The sequence below is a fragment of the Micromonospora sp. NBC_00330 genome, assembly GCF_036136635.1.
Taxonomy (GTDB): Bacteria; Actinomycetota; Actinomycetes; order Mycobacteriales; family Micromonosporaceae; genus Micromonospora; species Micromonospora salmantinae.
In genome coordinates, this window is the sequence record NZ_CP108012.1 from 586,127 (window position 1) to 601,973 (window position 15,847).

Sequence of the window (15,847 nt, forward strand, 5' to 3'; positions counted from 1 at the left end):
AAGACGACTGTCGGTGGGTGGGGGAAGCGGCCAGCGTACTCCTGGACATGGAGCAGCCCGGGCGGCGAACCGCCCGGGCTGCGACACGTTCCCTCAGCGGGTCGCTGGCATGGTGGCGAACTCGCCGGCTAGCTCCGACTCGACGATCGTCGCGGCGGACGGCCGGCGACCGGCCGACGTCCGCCGGGCGGACGGGACGGCGAGGGCCGCGAGCGCGGCGGCCAGGGCGATCGCCGTGAGGACGAGAAACCCCATCGTGAAGCCGGCCTCCCGGGGCAGGCCGTTGGCCTGCGGGTTCGCGGTGATCACGCCGCTGACCACTGCCGCGCCGATCGCGCCGCCGATGGTGCGGATGTTGGCGTTCATGCCGGTCGCCACGCCGGTCTGGCTGGCGGGCACGCTGGCGACGATCAGGTTGGCCATCGACGCGAAGGCCAGGCCGATGCCGAGGCCGATCAGGCCACCGGCGATGGCGACCTCCCAGCGGGTGTCGTGCGCGGTGGCGAGCATCGCGGAGGCGGCCACGTTGAAGGTGGCACCGGTGGCGAGCTGCGCCTTGGCGCTGAAGACGGCCTGGAGTCGCCCGGCGATGACGCCGGCGACGAACATCGCGCTGACCATCGGGAGCATGAGCAGACCGGCCTGGCTGATGCTCGCCCCGAAGCCGTAACCGGCGGCGGTCGGGGTCTGCAGGAACTGCGGGAGGAACGCGTACATGGAGAACATCGACGCGCCGTAGAGCAGGGCGACCAGGTTGGTGGTCCAGACGCCGGGCAGGCGCATCATCCGCATGTCGATCAGTGGGTTGCGGGAACGCAGCTCGGTGACCAGCCAGCCGACCAGCAGCACCACCGCCAGCGCCAGCAGACCGAGCACCCGGGTGGAGGTCCAGCCCCAGGTGGCGCCCTGGCTGATCGGCAGCAGCAACGCGACAAGCCAGCCGGAGAGCAGCAGTGTGGCGCGCCAGTCGATGCGACCGGGGGTACGGACCGGTGACTCGGGCACGAACAGGTGCGCGGCCACGGCGGTCAGCCCGACCACGACCATCGGGATCCAGAACAGCCAGCGGTAGTCCAGCGTGCTGACGATCGGGCCGGCCAGCACGATGCCCAGGCCGCCGCCGACGGCGACGATGGCCGAGATGGCGGCCACCGCGGTGGAGACCCGTGCGGCCGGGAACTCGTCGCGGATGATGCCGAACGACAGCGGGAAGACCGCTCCGCCGATGCCCTGCACGACCCGGGCGAGGATGAGGATGCCGATGTTCGGCGCGATGGCGGCCAGCAGGCAGCCGAGGGCGAGGGCGGCGAGCGAGACGACGAGCATCCGCTCCTTGCCGACCATGTCGCCGACGCGTCCGAGGATCGGCGTGAAGATCGACGCGCTGAGCAGGTAGGCGGTCAGGACCCAGGTCACTGTGTTCTGGGAGGTGTGCAGGTCCTGCTGGATGGTCGGCAGCACCGGGGTGATCAGCGACTGGAGCATCGCGAAGAACCCGGCGCCGGCCGCGAGCACGGTGAAGGTGAGCCGACGCGAGCTGCGTCGGGAGGTCACTGCCACGAGAGAAAACTCCCTGATTACGTACGGGAATGAAGGCTTGTCGCCCGTCGTCCGTGACGGGGTGGTCTGTCGGGTCCGGGCGATCGGGTGGCCAGGCGGCGATCGGGCGGGTCCCGAGGTAAAGTAACCGGAGGCAGGCCTCCGGGATTCCGGAGGGGTGCCTCCGCTAAGCTAGCGGAGGGCGTCCTCCGGATGCAAGCAGAGTGAGGTGACGCACGTCATGACCAGCGCGGGGCAGGCGCCCGAGGTCTTCGCCCAGCGGCCCAAGCGGGCCGACGCGCGGCGTAACTACGACGCCCTGATCGCGGCGGCACGCGAGGCGTTCGCCGAGAACGGCGCCGCCGCCTCCCTGGAGGACGTGGCCCGCCGGGCCGGCGTGGGCATTGGCACGCTCTACCGCAACTTTCCGACCCGCCGGCACCTGTTCGAGGCCGTCTACGTCGAGGAGGTCCGGGCGCTGTGCCACTCCGCCGAGGGTCTGGCCGAGCTGCCACCCTGGGACGCGCTCGTCGCCTGGCTGCACCGCTTCGTCGCGTACGTCGCCACCAAGCGGGCGCTCGCCGAGCAACTGCTGCACGACTCCGAGATCTTCACCAGCTGCCGAGCGGAGATCTTCTCCGCCGGTGAGCCGCTGATGCGTCGCGCGCAGGCCGCCGGTGTGGTCCGTGACGACATCGGCTTCGACGACGTGGTGCGGCTGATCAGTGGTCTCACGATGGCCCAGTTCCCGTCGCCCGAGCAGCGTGACCGGGTCCTCGGCGTGGCCCTGGACGGCCTGCGCCCGCCGGCCGCTTCGCGCTGACGCCCCGTCCGGGTCAGCGGTCGACCAGCAGCAGCCACTCGTCGTCGAGCCGTTCGACTGTCGTGCCCGCCGGCCAGCGGTGACCACTGTCGGCCACCGCCCGGGCCTGCTCGACCTGCGGTGGGCGGCTGAACTGTGTGTCGCGGAAGCTGACCATGCTGTGGAACCGGGCCCGGCCGAAGTTCGCCGCGTCGACGAAGCGGGCCTTGTCGAACAGCGCCTCCGCGCCGAACACCGTCCAACGGAACAGCGCCATGTTCGTGAAACGGACCGAGTGGAAGGTGGCCGACCGGCCGAACTCGGTGTGCTCCATCGACAGGGCGCCGTCGAAGACGGCCTCCCGGAACGTGGCGGCGTCCTCGAAGCGAGTGGCGTCGAAGCTGGTCGGCTGGCCGAAGGTCACCCGGCGGAACGAGACCGGGCCGGTGAAGTTGGCTCGCCGGCAGGACAGGCCGCCGGGAAACGCGGCGCCGTCGAAGCTGGCCCCAGCGCCGACGCGAACGTCGTCGAGGATGACCTCGCCGTCGGCCGCGAGCCCTTCGAAGACCACCTCGTCGACTGTCGCCGCCCCGAGCAGGAGACGCCCCCGCGCCGTCGCGCCCGCGAAGGTGGTCGTACCGGTGAACACCGCCTCGGTGAAGTTCGCGTCGACGAGCGTGCAGCCGGCGGCGTCGAAGTCGACGAGCGCGGCGCCGGCCAGGTCGAGCCTCAGCTCCGGCCAGTGCGCCGCGTCGTCCGCGCGCAGGTGCCGGGTCAGCACGCGCTGGGCGCTGCGCCGGACCTCCATCTCGCGCGGCTCGCCGTCGGGCGCCGGCATCCGCAGGTACGCGCAGAACACCGCCGCGATCGTCGGGCGCTGCCCCGGGTTGTCCTGACCGAGGCGCTCCAGCGCGTGCAGGCCGCCGAGGCGTACCGCAGCACTGTCGTTGCCGAGCAGCTCGACCGCCCGGGTGTAGAGCTCGGTCAGTCGACGCTCCGCCGCGTCGTGCTCGGCGGCCCCGGACTGCCGGTCCTGGTGGTGCTGCGCGGCCGCGGCCACCGCCTCGGCGTGCGCCTGCACCCGGTCCCGGTGCATCTGGTCGCGTGCGGCGACGCTCTCCTGGTGCCGCTGCGCGCGTTCGGCGATCCACTGGCGGCGGGCGGCGAGCAGCAGCGCGAGGCCTCCGCCGGTGCCGGCGACGACGGTCAGGCCGGTGCGGATCGCGTCGATGCGCAGTGTGGCGCGGGTGTCCGGTTGGCTGGCCCGGTTGGCCTCGGTGAGCAGCAGGTCCAGCACCAGCCAGCCCAGGGCGATGGCGACCAGCAGGCCGACCAGGACCAGCCACCACGGCATCACCCGCAGCTCGCGCTGGGTGGGTTCGTCGACAGCCACGGCCACAGCATGCCAGTCACGAATGGCGTCCGATATGGAGCGTGACGGTATGACCGTTTACGCCTCCGTCGGAACAACGGGTTACCGGCGCGTAACAAGTCATTGACGTTTCTGAATTGTTACGGGCATGATCGTCGCACGGTCGACCGGACACCCCCACCCACCTGCCCGGTTCGCCGGGTGCCTCCCCCCGGAGGTGCAGCGATGCTGCTCCGAAAGACCGCCCTCGTCCTGGCCCTCGCCACCGCCGCACTGCTCGCGTCCACCGCCACGGCGACCGCCGCCCCCGCCGCCCCCGCCCCGACCACCGCTGCCGCCCCCACGACGCCCTTCGCCGCCGCGGCGGCCAACCCCGTCATCGTGGTCGGCGGGCTCAGCGGCGTCGCCGTCGCGTACGAGCCGATCGCCGCCCGCCTACGCGCCGACGGCTACCGCACCTTCATCTACCAGCTGCCCGGGCTGGGCCTCGGTGACATCCCCACCTCGGCCCGCGCGTTCGCCAGCTACGTCAACCAGGTACGCGCCAGCACCGGCGCGGCGAGCGTGGACGTCGTCGCCCACTCCGAAGGGGGCCTGGTCAGCCGGTACTACCTCAAGCGGCTCGGCGGCACCGCCACCGTCGGTCGCTACGTCAGCCTGGGCACACCGCAGTACGGCACGTACGTCGCCAACATCGTGGCGTTCCTGGGTCTGGGCAGCTGCGCCGGCGTCGTGGCCTGCCAACAGATGACCATCGGCTCGGCGTTCCTCGCCGACCTCAACGCCGGCGACGACACTCCGGGCGCGGTGCGCTACACCACCATCCGCACCGTGCAGGACGAGTTGGTCCGGCCGACCGGAAACGCCGCCGTCAACGACGGGGCGACGAACGTGCTGGTCCAGGCGTACTGCCCGCTGCGGGTGGTGGGGCACCTCGGTCTGGTGCTCGACGGCACGGCGTACACCATCGTGCGCGGTGCCCTGGTCGACGGCCCGGTGCGACCCAACTGCCTCGCGCTCTGACCCGCTCCGGTGCGGCGGTCCCGGAGGGGGCCGCCGCACCGGATCCGCGACGGTGAGTGTCGGGTGCGCGACGATCACCCCAAACGGTGTGGCAGACATCAGATGTCCTCGATAGCCTGCTCCGGCTGTCCATTCCCGACAGTGGACGCCATCCTCCGAGAAGGAGCAGCGCTCATGACCGAGCCGCCCACAGTGCCGCCGGAGAACACCCCGCCGACCGTGCCGCAGCTCGACGTCCGGGCCGCCCAACCGCCGTCGGCCGACACCCCGCCACCCACCGGTGGGTTCGCCGACCGCCCTCCGGGCTACCCCAGCGCGCTGGTCTGGCTGCGCGCCGGGATCCTGCGGGACTGGCGCGGCGTGCTCGGCGCGTTCGTCGCCACCTGGTTCTACCTGCCGGTCGCGCTGCTCCTGGCGTTCTGGGGCGGTCTCACGTTCGGCATCGTCGGGCTCTTCGCCGTCGGGACCGGCGCCGACGACCAGGTGCCCCAGGTGCTGCGCGACGCCCCGCTGATCGGCTCCCTGGTCGAGGCGTTCCTGACCCGCTCCGGCGGGATGCTCGGCGGCGTCGCCGGCTTCGCCATCGGCTTCCTGGTCGGCTTCCTCGCCGTGCTGGCCCTGCCCTGGATGGGCGTCGCCGACGAGCCCTTCGCGCTGCTCACCGGCCTGATCGGCACTGTCGTCGCGGCGGCGCTGATCGGGGTCCTCTACACGCTCTACCGGGTGCTGCTCGAACCCCGCCTGCTGGTCGTCTCGGGCGCGCGCCAGCCCAGCCGCCGCGAGTACGCACGGCTGCGCCCCATCCTCGACGACTGCGCCCGACGGCTCGGCCTGCCCAGCGTGCCCCGGCTGCTCATGGAGGACGACCCGGTCCTGAGCAACGCCCGCACGTACGCCCGACACGTGGTCGTCACCACCGCCGTGCTGACCGAACCGGACGACGAGGTGGCCGCGCTGCTCAGCCACGAGCTGGTGCACTGGCGCACCGGGGACGAGGTCACCAGCGCCTTCGTCCGTGGTGTCGGCCTGCCGCTGACCCTCGCGCACGCCCTGCCGACCTGGCTGATGCGGACGTTCCCACACCCGGGCACCAACTTCGTGGTCTTCGTGTTCTTCTGGCCGGTGCTGCTCACCATGCGGTACGTGGTGCTGCCACTGCACGCCCGGGACGTGCGGGCGGCCGAGTACCGGGCCGACCTCGGCGCCGTGCTCACCGGGCACGTCGACGGGTTGCGGCGCATCCTGGAACGGCGGCTGTCCTTCGAGACCGGCCGCAGCGGCTGGGACGAGGCGGTCTGCGCCACCCACCCGCCGCACGAGCTGCGGCTCGACGCGTTGGAGCGGGCGTCGCTGGCCGGTGCGCCCGCCGGTGCGGGCCAGCCCGTCACCGTCGACGGGCTGTTCAACTCCGCCCGCCCGGTCGGCACCCGCCGCACCTGGCTGCTGGTCGGTGCCCTCACGCTGGTCGCCTGCCTCGGCACCAGCGGACTCGGCGTGGTGCAGTGGGCGTTCTTCCGGCCCCAGGCGGCGATCGACGGCTACTTCGATGCGCTCGCCGACCGGGACAGCGACGCCGCGCTCGGCTACCTGACCGACCAGGGCAGCGACACCGACACCAAGCTGCTCTCTCAACTGCTGCGCGGCAAGGGCTACCAACCACCGACCGACGTCGAGATCAGCTCGCTGGAGCGCGACGGCGACAGCGCCACCGCCACAGTGGCGTACCGGCTGGGTGAAGCGCGGGAGACCACCACCCTCACCCTGCGTCGCGAGGACGAGACCACCGCCGGGCTGTTCCACGGCTGGCGGTTGAGCGGCGGGCCGACCCCGCTCAACGCCGCGATCGCCGACCCCGGGGTACGGCTCAACGGGGTGGAGCTGCCGGTGGCCACCGAGGGCGCCCCGCTGGTGCTGTTGCCCGGCGGCTACACAGCGACCGGCCCGTCCAGTGCGCTCAGCGAGACGCCGAGCACGACCATGCTGGTCGGCCCGGGGGAGACCGCGGCCGTCCTGCAACTGGCGCCGGTGCTCAAACCGGCGGCGACCGAGGCCGTCGAGGCGCAGGTACGCGCCTGGTTGGACCAGTGCGCCAAGCAGACCGTGGCCGCCCCGCCGGGCTGCCCGTTCCGCTACTACGGCGGCTCCACCCAGAAGATCACCTGGAAGATCCTGGAGTACCCGAAGCTCGCCGTCGAACTCACCGGCCCGGCCAGCGCCCAGGTCTCCACCCCGACCGAGACGCAGGGCAGGGTGGAGGCCAGTGGCACGACCACCTACTTCGGCGGCACCTCACCGTTCAAGGACGACAATGCGTTCACCGTCACGGGCGTCGCCACCGCCGACGGGGACAACGTGACCTTCCTACCCGCCGCCGACTGACCGGGAGACAGACCGTGACCGACAGCGACACCGCAGCCCGGCTGCCCGTCCGGCTGACCATCAACCCCCGGCAGCGGCAGCCTCCGTCGGTCGACCTGCTGACCTGGATCCACCGCCGTCCCGAGTACCGGCCGGGAGTCCGACCGGCCGGCGGCGGCGGTGGCCGGCCGGGCTTCAGCGACGCGGTGATCATCGCGGTGCTGGCCCAGGGGCTGCTTCCAGGGCTGTTCAACCTGTTGCAGTCCTGGGTGGACCAGCAGCGCACCGAGGCCAGCATCCGGATCCAGACCGGCGACACCGAGGTGGAGTTGCAGGTCAGCGGGCGGACCGACTCCGCTCGCCTGCTGGCCCAGGCGACCGAGGCGCTACGCGCCGCCCGAGAGCCCGGTCCGGACGGCCCCCGAGAGCCCGGCCCGGACGCCGCCGGCTGACCGACGGCGTCCGGAGCGGTGGGTCAGCTCGCCTTGGCGAGCGCCTCGAACTCGTCGTCGGTGAGCCGCACGTCGGCCGCGGCCACGTTCTCCTCCAGGTGCGCCACCGAGGACGTGCCGGGGATCGGCAGCATCACCGGCGAGCGACGCAGCAGCCAGGCCAGCGCGAGCTGCGCGGGCGACGCGCCGTGCGCGTTGGAGATGGCGTCCAGCGGGCCGCCCGGGCGGGCCAGCTCACCGGTGGCGATCGGGAACCACGGGATGAACGCGAGGTCGTTGCGCTCGCAGAACTCCAGCACGTCCTCGGCGCTGCGGTTGGCGAGGTTGTACAGGTTCTGCACCGACGCGATCGTGGTGATCGCCCGGGACTCCTCGATCTGCGCGACGCTCACCTCGGACAGCCCGATGTGCTGGATCTTGCCTTCCTCCCGCAGCAGGGCCAGCTCACCGAGCTGGTCGGCGAGCGGCACCTTCGGGTCGATCCGGTGCAGCTGGTACAGCGGGATGCTGTCCAGGCCGAGGTGACGCAGGCTCAGTTCGCACTGCTGGCGCAGGTACTCCGGGCGGCCCACCGGACGCCAGTCGCCCGGGCCGGAGCGGGTCAGCCCGGCCTTGGTCGCGATCACCAGGTCGTCGGCGTACGGGTGCAGCGCCTCCCGGATCAGCAACTCCGACACGAACGGCCCGTACGAGTCGGCCGTGTCGATGAACGTCACGCCCAGTTCGACCGCGCGGCGCAGCACGCGAACCGCCTCGGCCGGGTCCTTCGGGTCACCCCAGACACCCGGGCCGGTGATCTGCATGGCCCCGTAGCCGAGCCGGTTGACCGTGACATCGCCACCGATCCGGTACGTGCCGGACGCCTTCGCGGGCTGCTCACTGATATTTGTCGCCATTGCCCGATCCCCAATCGTCTCGTCGTGGCGGGCGTGGACAGCGCGGGCGTGAAGAGCCCACCCACCACCGATGGATCATCCCCCGGAACCGCGCCGCCATGCCCCCGGTCGGCCGAGTGTGGGCGCTGACACGCCGTCAGCGCGCCGAACCGAGTTGCCGGGAAGCGCCCGGTACGACCGGGGTGTCCGTGCGACGCTGGCCGGAGCCGGTGCGTTCCGGCGCGACGGCGGAGGGAGCACCCATGGCAGTGCCGCAGGTCAACTTCGCGCTCGACACGTACGAGTGCATCGTGATCTATCCCGGCGCGGCCGGGCGGGCCCTGCCCGCGGAGACCGTGCAGCGGTTGCAGGCCGAGCACGCCGAACACATGCAGGCGTTGCAGCGACGCGGCATCGTCCTGGTCGCCGGCTCAGTGGACGGGCCGGCGCGCGAGCCGGATCCGCCGATCGGCTTCGGGCTGGCCCGCACCGGCAGCGTCGACGATGTCCGCAGCGTCCTGGAGGCCGACCCGGCGGTACAGGCCGGGCTCTACCGGGTGGAGGTGCTGACCTTCCTCTGTCCGGCCGGTTCCCTGGAGTTCCCGCTGGTCAAGACGGAAAGCTGAACCGCGGCTCCATCGGTGGCTGTCGTGATGGTGACGGCGCTCGCCCGCCTGCCGGTGCTACGGTCGCGCCCAGCGCGGGCCGCCGCCGGGGCGTACCCGGTGTCGTGGGTCGGCCCCGGTCGAGGAGTCGCCATGATCTCCGCCGCCACCCCCGATGTCGCGTCGGCCGCCGCCCGACTGCGTGCCCTGCTCGGCGACCGGCTGCACGAGCCGGGCGATCCCGGTTACGCCGCCACCACCCGGCTCTGGAACGGCGCTGTGACGCGCACGCCCGCGCTGGTCGCCACGTGCCAGGGCTCCGACGAGGTGGCCGAGGCGGTCCGCATCGCCACCCGGTGCCACCTGCCCCTCTCGGTCCGCTCCGGAGGGCACGACTGGGCCGGCCGGGCGCTGCGCGACGGCGCTCTGGCGCTCGATCTGACCGGGCTGCGCTCCGTTCGGGTCGACCCGGACGCGGCAACGGTGACCATCGGCGGCGGCGCCACGGCGGCCGAGGTGCTCGCCGCCGCCCGCCCGTACGACCTCGTGGTCCCCACCGGCGTGGTCGGCGCCGTGGGGATGGCCGGGCTCACCCTCGCCGGCGGGTACGGCCCGCTGTGCGGCCGGTTCGGTCTGGCAGTGGACAGCCTGCTCGGCGCGGAGGTGGTTCTCGCCGACGGCCGCCGGGTCACCGCCGACCCCCGGCATGACGCCGAGCTGTACTGGGCGTTGCGCGGCGGCGGTGGGAACCTCGGCATCGTCACCGAGCTGCGCTTCCGCGCGCACCGGCTGCCCGGCGTGCTGGCCGGCATGATCATGTTCGCGCTCTCCGAGGCGCCGGCCGTGCTGCGCGGCTACGGCGCGCTGGTCGCCGAGGCTCCGGACGAGCTGACAGTGATGGCCGGCTTCCTGCCCGGCCCGGCCGGCGAGCCGATGATCTTCGTCTGCCCGTTCTACAGCGGCCCCGACCTGGACGCCGGGGCGCCGTGGATGGACCGGCTGCGCGCGCTGGGCACCCCGCTGGTCGACCAGATCGGCCCGATGCCGTACGCGGACGCGCTGCGGATGTTCGACGGTGGGATGGTCGACGGCAACCACTACCTGCTGCGGACCCGGTGGTTGCCAGCGCTCACCGACGACACGGTGGACACGCTCGTCGACGCGGCCCGGCAGGTCACCTCGCCGTTCTCCGCGCTGGCCGTACACCACTTCCACGGCGCGGCCACCCGGGTCCGACCCGCCGACACGGCGTTCGGGCTGCGCACCGATCACCTGATGGCCGAGATCATCGCGGTGTGGGCGCCCGGCGACCAGGCCGGTCCGCACCGCGAGTGGGCCGAGCGGACCTCGGCTGCGCTCGCCCCGCAGGCCCTGCCCGGTGGGTACCCCAACCTGCTCGCCCCGGAGGAGACCGACCGGGTCCGGCTCGCCTACGGCGCGAACTGGGAGCGGCTGCGCCGGGCCAAGCGCCGCTACGACCCCCGCAACCTGCTGCACGCGGTGCCCACCCTGCCACCCCCGGAGCACCCGAAGTGAGCCGCCGCCTGCCGCCCCCGGAGCACCTGAAGTGAGCCGCCGTCGGGAGCACCCCGACAGCGCACGCCACCGGAGGCGTACGATTCCCGGCGCGCGGTCGCTGATGCCCGTCGCCACAACGTTCCCGGTGTGGTTCCGCCCGCCGGCCCGACGCGCGCCGCGCGTCGTTGGACAACTGTTCCGCTGCCTGCAAGGGGTCGGCCCCGAGTCCGACCTGAAGGAGAGACTAGCCTGATGGGCGTGACACGCCGCGTAAAGATCGTCTGCACTCTGGGTCCCGCCACCTCGTCCCCGGAGCGCATCCGGGGTCTTGTCGAGGCCGGCATGAACGTGGCGAGGCTCAACTTCAGCCACGGCAGTCACGCCGACCACGAGGCGGTCTACCGACTGGTCCGGGAGGCGTCGGAGGCAACGGGTAAGCCGGTCGCCGTCCTCGCCGACCTGCAAGGCCCCAAGATCCGGCTCGGTCGGTTCGCCGACGGCCCGCACGAGTGGCGCACCGGTGACTCGGTCGTGATCACCGGCGACGACGTGATCGGCACCAAGGAGCGGGTCTCCTGCACCTACACGAAGCTGCCCCACGAGGTGAAGCCCGGCGACCGGCTGCTGATCGACGACGGCCGGGTCGCCGTCGAGGTCACCGATGTCACCGGCAACGACATCCGCTGCCTCGTCACCGAGGGTGGCCCGGTCTCCAACAACAAGGGCGTGTCGCTGCCCAACGTGGCGGTCAGCGTGCCCGCCATGTCGGACAAGGACGCCGAGGACCTGCGCTTCTCCCTGGGTCTCGGCGTCGACCTGGTCGCGCTCTCCTTCGTCCGCTCCGCCGAGGACATCAAGCTCGTCCACAACATCATGGCCGAGGAGGGCGTCTTCCGGCCGGTGCTCGCCAAGGTCGAGAAGCCGGAGGCGGTGGAGCACCTGGAGGCCATCGTGCTGGCCTTCGACGGCGTCATGGTCGCCCGAGGTGACCTCGGTGTCGAGATGCCGCTGGACGAGGTCCCGCTGGTGCAGAAGCGCGCCGTGCAGCTGTGCCGGGAGAACGCCAAGCCCGTCATCGTGGCCACCCAGATGCTCGACTCCATGATCGAGAACTCCCGCCCCACCCGGGCGGAGGCCTCCGACGTCGCCAACGCGGTGCTCGACGGCGCGGACGCGGTGATGCTCTCCGGCGAGACCAGCGTCGGCAAGTATCCGGTGCTCACCGTCAGCACCATGGCCAAGATCGTGACGACCACCGAGGCCGGTTCCATCGGGGTGCCGCGGTTGCAGCACGACCCGCGTACCCACGGTGGCGCCCTCACCGTCGCCGCCTCGTCGATCGCCCGGGCCATCAACGCCAAGGCCCTCGTCGCCTTCTCGCAGACCGGCGACACCGTGCGACGGCTGTCCCGCCTGCACTGCGACCTGCCGCTGCTGGCCTTCACGCCGGTCCCCGAGGTGCGCGACCAGCTCGCCCTCACCTGGGGCGTGGAGACCTTCCTGATGCCGTTCGTGCAGCACACCGACGACATGTTCCGCCAGGTCGACCAGGCGCTGCTCGGCCTCGACCGGGCCAACCCGGGTGACTACGTGGTGATCGTGGCGGGTAGCCCGCCCGGCACCCCCGGCTCGACCAACACGCTGCGCGTCCACCAGCTCGGTTCGCTGGTCGACGCCGCGTCGGCGCGGGCCCTGCAGTGAGCGACGGTCGGGTCGCGGTCGGCCAGGCGGCGGTGGACCAGCTGCTGGAGGTGCTGGACCTCGACCCGACCGGCGAGATGACCTTCCGGGGGATGAGCCCCCCGGTCGGCCCACAACGGGTGTACGGCGGCCAGGTCGCCGGTCAGGCCCTGGTCGCCGCCGGCCGCACCGTCGACCCGGAGCGGTTCGTGCACTCGCTGCACGGCTACTTCGTCCGCCCCGGCGACCCGGTCGAACCGATCGCGTACGAGGTGGAGAACATCCGCGACGGCCGGTCCTTCTCGGTCCGCCGCGCGGTCGCCCTCCAGCACGGCAAGCCGATCTTCTTCATGTCGGCGTCGTTCCAGCGGGCCGAGGAGGGGCTGGACCACCAGGCCCCGGCCCCGCTGGACGTACCTCCTCCGCAGGAGGTGCCGACGATGACCGACCGGCTCTCCCGCTACCCGGAGCGGTTGGGCATCTGGGGCCAGATCCCGCGACCGATCGACGTGCGCTACGTGGGTGAGCCCGGCTGGGTCCGCCCCGGCGACCGGCCCGCCGACCCGCACCAGCGCGTCTGGATGCGCATCGACGGCAAACTGCCCGACGATCCTCTGCTGCACGCCTGCGCGCTCACCTACGCCTCGGACCTCACCCTGCTGGACTCGGTGCTCTCCGCGCACGGCGAGGTGTGGGGGCCGGGCGGGTTGGTCGGCGCGAGCCTGGACCACGCGCTGTGGTTCCACCGGCCGTTCCGGGCCGACGAGTGGTTCCTCTACGACTGTCTGAGCCCTTCGGCGTCCGGCGCGCGTGGGCTGGCCACCGGCCGGATGTTCACCACTGACGGCCGGCAGATCGCCAGCGCCGTCCAGGAGGGTCTGTTGCGCCGCGTCGGCGCCTGACGCTCCGGCTCAACGCCGCTGATGAGTCGTCGCTCGTCCCCGCCAGCCAGGTGTCGCTCGTCCCCGCCAGGCAGCTGGCGGGGATGACGTGGTTCAGGCCTGGTGGATGGCTTCGCCGGCGATCTCGATCTGCACCGTCTTGCCGACCAGCACCCCGCCGCTCTCCAAGGCGACATTCCAGAGCAGGCCGTAGTCCTCACGGTTCATCTCGGCCGTCGCGCTGAATCCGAAGATGTTCTGCCCGTACGGATCCTGACGAGCACCACCAAAATTCACCTCCAGGTCGACGGCCCGGGTGATCCCCTTCACTGTCAACTCACCGGTGAGGACGAATCGTCCGGGAATACCGTCGGACTGCGGCGGAACAATGTGACTTCGGCCTCGTCCGCCCAACCGATGGTTACGCAGGCGCGCCCACTGGAAGATGGGGTCCTCGTTGCCCTGCCACTTAATGCCGGTGCTTCGATATTCGAGGGTGGGAAAACGCTCCACGTCGAGGAAGTCGGCACTCTTCAGATGCGTGTCCCGGTCGACACTTCCGGTGGTGATGCTGGCCGACATGATGGTGGCCGTCACCGAGGACAGCAGCGGGTCCTCTGCCACGAAGATCTCCGCTCTGGCCTCGGCGAACTCGCCGCGCACCGGGCTCACCATCATGTGCCGGGACAGGAAACCGATCCGCTTGTGCGCCTGATCGAGAAGATAGGAGCCGGCCACCGGGATGGTCATGCCGTCCCAGGTGCGTGTGGCGATATCGGTCATCGTGATGCCTTCCCCCCGAGCACACCCGGGTGTTTATCAATATGTTGCTGGCGGCCGAGTAAACGGCCAGACATTCGTACTCACGCCCAGCATAGGGACGCTCCGGACCGGCATTTCGTCCGCCATCGTGCGGTGGATCATGACGTACTTCACCGGCCCCTACCGGCGGCCGTTCATCGGTCCCGGGCGGCGGCGGCGGCGCTACTTCCCATCGATGCGGGGCCGATCGGCCGAGGGTCGCCCGCCCGCCCGGTTGACCAGGGACTAACCTTGCCGACATGCGCCTCTCCGCTCGGGTCGACTATGCCCTCCGCGCGGCCGCCGAGCTTGCCGCGACGGCCAGCGGTCCCGGGCGCGGCCGGCCGGTGACGGCCGACCAGATCGCCCGCGCGCAGGAGATCCCGCCGAAGTTCCTGGAGAGCATCCTTCTCCAGCTGCGCCGGGGCGGCATCGTGCACGCCCAGCGTGGCCCGGAGGGCGGCTACTGGCTGGCCCGCCCCGCCGAGGAGATCTCCCTCGCCGAGGTCATCCGGGTGATCGACGGGCCCCTCGCCCACGTACGCGGGCAACGCCCCGAGCAGCTCGGCTACCACGGCCCGGCGCACGCCCTCCAGGAGGTCTGGATCGCGCTACGGGCGAGCGAGCGGGAGATCCTGGAGCTGGTCAGCGTCGCCGACGTGGCCGCCGGCACCCTGCCCGCGCGGGTCACCGAGCTGGCCGCCGACCCACGCGCCTGGATCTGAGCGCCGGCTCGCCTCCCGGCATCACGTCACCTGGCCATCGGCCCTGCGCGCCTGGATTGCCGCCGTTCGGTTCCCGGCCCTTGCGCCACGGGCAGCTGACCCGGCGCGCCGCCCGGTCGCGTCCCATCCACCGATCGGGGGCTTGACCCCGGCTGCCCCATCCCGCATTGTCGACCAAGTCGATAGGAGATGCCGAAAAGTCTGGGGGCGCTCGTGCGCAAGCTGTTGGTCCTCGCTCTGGTCGGGCTCGTCGCGCAACTGATCGATGGTTCGCTCGGCATGGCATACGGCTTGACATCGTCCACTCTGCTGCTGGTCGCCGGAGTCGCCCCGGCCGCCGCCTCGGCCTCGGTGCACCTGGCCGAGATCGGCACCACGCTCGCCGCCGGGGTCGCGCACTGGCGGTTCGGCAACGTCGACTGGCGGGTGGTGAGCCGCATCGCCCTCCCCGGCGCTGTCGGCGCCTTCGCCGGTGCCACAGTGCTCAGCTCGATCTCCACCGAGGCCGCCGCACCGTGGATGGCCGGCATCCTCTTCACGCTCGGCGCGTACCTCCTGATCCGCTTCGCCCGACCGCTGCGCACCGACCGGCTCGGCGGACGGCTCCGCGGTCGTTTCCTCGGCCCCCTGGGCCTGGTCGCCGGCTTCGTCGACGCGACCGGCGGCGGCGGATGGGGCCCGGTGGCCACCCCCGCGCTGCTGGTCTCCGGCCGCATGGAACCCCGCAAGGTGATCGGCTCCGTGGACACCTCCGAGTTCGTCGTGGCCGGCGCGGCCAGCATCGGCTTCCTGATCGGGCTGGGCTCGGAGGGATTCCTGCTCCCCACCGTCGCCGCACTGCTCATCGGCGGGCTCATCGCCGCCCCACTGGCCGCCTGGCTGGTGCGAATCGTGCCCGCCCAACTGCTCGGCGCGGCAGTCGGCGGCGTGATCGTGCTGACCAACGCCCGCACCCTGATGCGCTCCGCCGAACTGGACGGTCCGGCCCGCCCCGCCCTGTACGCCCTGCTCGCCGCCGGCTGGCTGGCCGCGCTGGTGTTGGCCGTACGCGCCCTACGCCGTACCCGCCGGGCCCGCGCCGAGGCCGCCAACGCTGCTCCCGCCACCGCTGCCGGTGTGCCCGCCGAGGCATCCGACACTGCATCCGCCGGCGAGGTCCCTGCCGATCTGGCCACAACGGGTACGCCCGCCCCGCGCTGACCCCACCGTTGCGCCC

The 15,847-nt window shown here is 72.1% G+C and carries 14 protein-coding genes; 10 read left to right on the forward strand and 4 right to left on the reverse strand.

Features of this window, described 5'->3' with window-relative positions; all coding sequences use genetic code 11:
- Positions 1–93: 93 nt before the first annotated feature.
- Positions 94–1,560, reverse strand: a complete 1,467-nt coding sequence (locus tag OG598_RS02740; RefSeq protein WP_328652884.1) for an MFS transporter — start codon at positions 1,558–1,560, stop codon at positions 94–96.
- A 220-nt stretch (positions 1,561–1,780) separates the two neighbouring features.
- On the opposite strand from OG598_RS02740, the gene OG598_RS02745 reads away from it, so the two are divergent.
- Positions 1,781–2,362 (forward strand): TetR/AcrR family transcriptional regulator, encoded by a 582-nt coding sequence (locus tag OG598_RS02745; RefSeq protein WP_328655253.1) that lies wholly within the window; start codon positions 1,781–1,783, stop codon positions 2,360–2,362.
- Positions 2,363–2,375: 13 nt separating this feature from the next.
- On the opposite strand, the gene OG598_RS02750 is transcribed toward OG598_RS02745, so the two are convergent.
- A complete protein-coding gene (locus OG598_RS02750; RefSeq protein WP_328652885.1) occupies positions 2,376–3,734 on the reverse strand; it encodes a pentapeptide repeat-containing protein in 1,359 nt (452 codons plus the stop codon).
- Between the two features lie 204 nt (positions 3,735–3,938).
- On the opposite strand from OG598_RS02750, the gene OG598_RS02755 reads away from it, so the two are divergent.
- The 3 genes from OG598_RS02755 to OG598_RS02765 all read left to right on the forward strand — a co-directional run bounded on the left by OG598_RS02755 (position 3,939) and on the right by OG598_RS02765 (position 7,546).
- Entirely contained in the window at positions 3,939–4,736 is a 798-nt protein-coding gene (locus OG598_RS02755; RefSeq protein WP_328652886.1) for an esterase/lipase family protein, read from the forward strand.
- A gap of 174 nt (positions 4,737–4,910) precedes the next feature.
- Positions 4,911–7,115: a M48 family metalloprotease gene (locus OG598_RS02760; protein WP_328652887.1), complete on the forward strand. Its 2,205-nt coding sequence runs from the start codon at positions 4,911–4,913 to the stop codon at positions 7,113–7,115.
- Between the two features lie 14 nt (positions 7,116–7,129).
- Positions 7,130–7,546 (forward strand): effector-associated constant component EACC1, encoded by a 417-nt coding sequence (locus OG598_RS02765; protein ID WP_328652888.1) that lies wholly within the window; start codon positions 7,130–7,132, stop codon positions 7,544–7,546.
- A gap of 23 nt (positions 7,547–7,569) precedes the next feature.
- Here the strand turns inward: OG598_RS02765 and OG598_RS02770 are convergent, their stop codons facing one another.
- Positions 7,570–8,442, reverse strand: coding sequence for an aldo/keto reductase (locus OG598_RS02770; RefSeq protein WP_328652889.1), 873 nt, complete (start codon positions 8,440–8,442; stop codon positions 7,570–7,572).
- Positions 8,443–8,684: 242 nt separating this feature from the next.
- Between OG598_RS02770 and OG598_RS02775 the strand changes: the two genes are divergently transcribed.
- The 4 genes from OG598_RS02775 (at position 8,685) to OG598_RS02790 (ending at position 13,126) form a co-directional block, all read left to right on the forward strand.
- Positions 8,685–9,047, forward strand: a complete 363-nt coding sequence (locus OG598_RS02775; protein ID WP_328652890.1) for a YciI family protein — start codon at positions 8,685–8,687, stop codon at positions 9,045–9,047.
- Positions 9,048–9,179: 132 nt separating this feature from the next.
- A complete protein-coding gene (locus OG598_RS02780; protein WP_328652891.1) occupies positions 9,180–10,562 on the forward strand; it encodes an FAD-binding oxidoreductase in 1,383 nt (460 codons plus the stop codon).
- Between the two features lie 234 nt (positions 10,563–10,796).
- Positions 10,797–12,245 (forward strand): pyruvate kinase, encoded by a 1,449-nt coding sequence (gene pyk, locus OG598_RS02785; RefSeq protein WP_238680212.1) that lies wholly within the window; start codon positions 10,797–10,799, stop codon positions 12,243–12,245.
- Positions 12,242–13,126, forward strand: a complete 885-nt coding sequence (locus OG598_RS02790) for an acyl-CoA thioesterase (protein WP_091407879.1) — start codon at positions 12,242–12,244, stop codon at positions 13,124–13,126. Before pyk ends, OG598_RS02790 begins: the two co-directional genes overlap by 4 nt.
- A gap of 93 nt (positions 13,127–13,219) precedes the next feature.
- Here OG598_RS02790 and OG598_RS02795 read toward each other — a convergent pair whose 3' ends face one another.
- A complete protein-coding gene (locus OG598_RS02795) occupies positions 13,220–13,888 on the reverse strand; it encodes a YceI family protein (protein WP_328652892.1) in 669 nt (222 codons plus the stop codon).
- A 278-nt stretch (positions 13,889–14,166) separates the two neighbouring features.
- Between OG598_RS02795 and OG598_RS02800 the strand changes: the two genes are divergently transcribed.
- Complete coding sequence (locus tag OG598_RS02800; RefSeq protein WP_091407884.1) at positions 14,167–14,631, forward strand: RrF2 family transcriptional regulator; 465 nt, start codon at positions 14,167–14,169, stop codon at positions 14,629–14,631.
- A 213-nt stretch (positions 14,632–14,844) separates the two neighbouring features.
- On the forward strand, positions 14,845–15,831 hold the full coding sequence (locus OG598_RS02805; RefSeq protein ID WP_328655254.1) for a sulfite exporter TauE/SafE family protein: 987 nt from the start codon (positions 14,845–14,847) through the stop codon (positions 15,829–15,831).
- Positions 15,832–15,847 lie beyond the last annotated feature (16 nt).

Excerpts from the sequence above, each read along its gene's own strand:
- OG598_RS02770 (WP_328652889.1), bottom strand. The coding sequence starts at position 8,442 with ATGGCGACAAATATCAGTGAGCAGCCCGCGAAGGCGTCCGGCACGTAC.
- pyk (WP_238680212.1), top strand. The coding sequence starts at position 10,797 with ATGGGCGTGACACGCCGCGTAAAGATCGTCTGCACTCTGGGTCCCGCC.
- OG598_RS02760 (WP_328652887.1), top strand. The coding sequence starts at position 4,911 with ATGACCGAGCCGCCCACAGTGCCGCCGGAGAACACCCCGCCGACCGTG.
- OG598_RS02780 (WP_328652891.1), top strand. The coding sequence starts at position 9,180 with ATGATCTCCGCCGCCACCCCCGATGTCGCGTCGGCCGCCGCCCGACTG.
- OG598_RS02800 (WP_091407884.1), top strand. The coding sequence starts at position 14,167 with ATGCGCCTCTCCGCTCGGGTCGACTATGCCCTCCGCGCGGCCGCCGAG.
- OG598_RS02775 (WP_328652890.1), top strand. The coding sequence starts at position 8,685 with ATGGCAGTGCCGCAGGTCAACTTCGCGCTCGACACGTACGAGTGCATC.
- OG598_RS02745 (WP_328655253.1), top strand. The coding sequence starts at position 1,781 with ATGACCAGCGCGGGGCAGGCGCCCGAGGTCTTCGCCCAGCGGCCCAAG.
- OG598_RS02755 (WP_328652886.1), top strand. The coding sequence starts at position 3,939 with ATGCTGCTCCGAAAGACCGCCCTCGTCCTGGCCCTCGCCACCGCCGCA.
- OG598_RS02795 (WP_328652892.1), bottom strand. The coding sequence starts at position 13,888 with ATGACCGATATCGCCACACGCACCTGGGACGGCATGACCATCCCGGTG.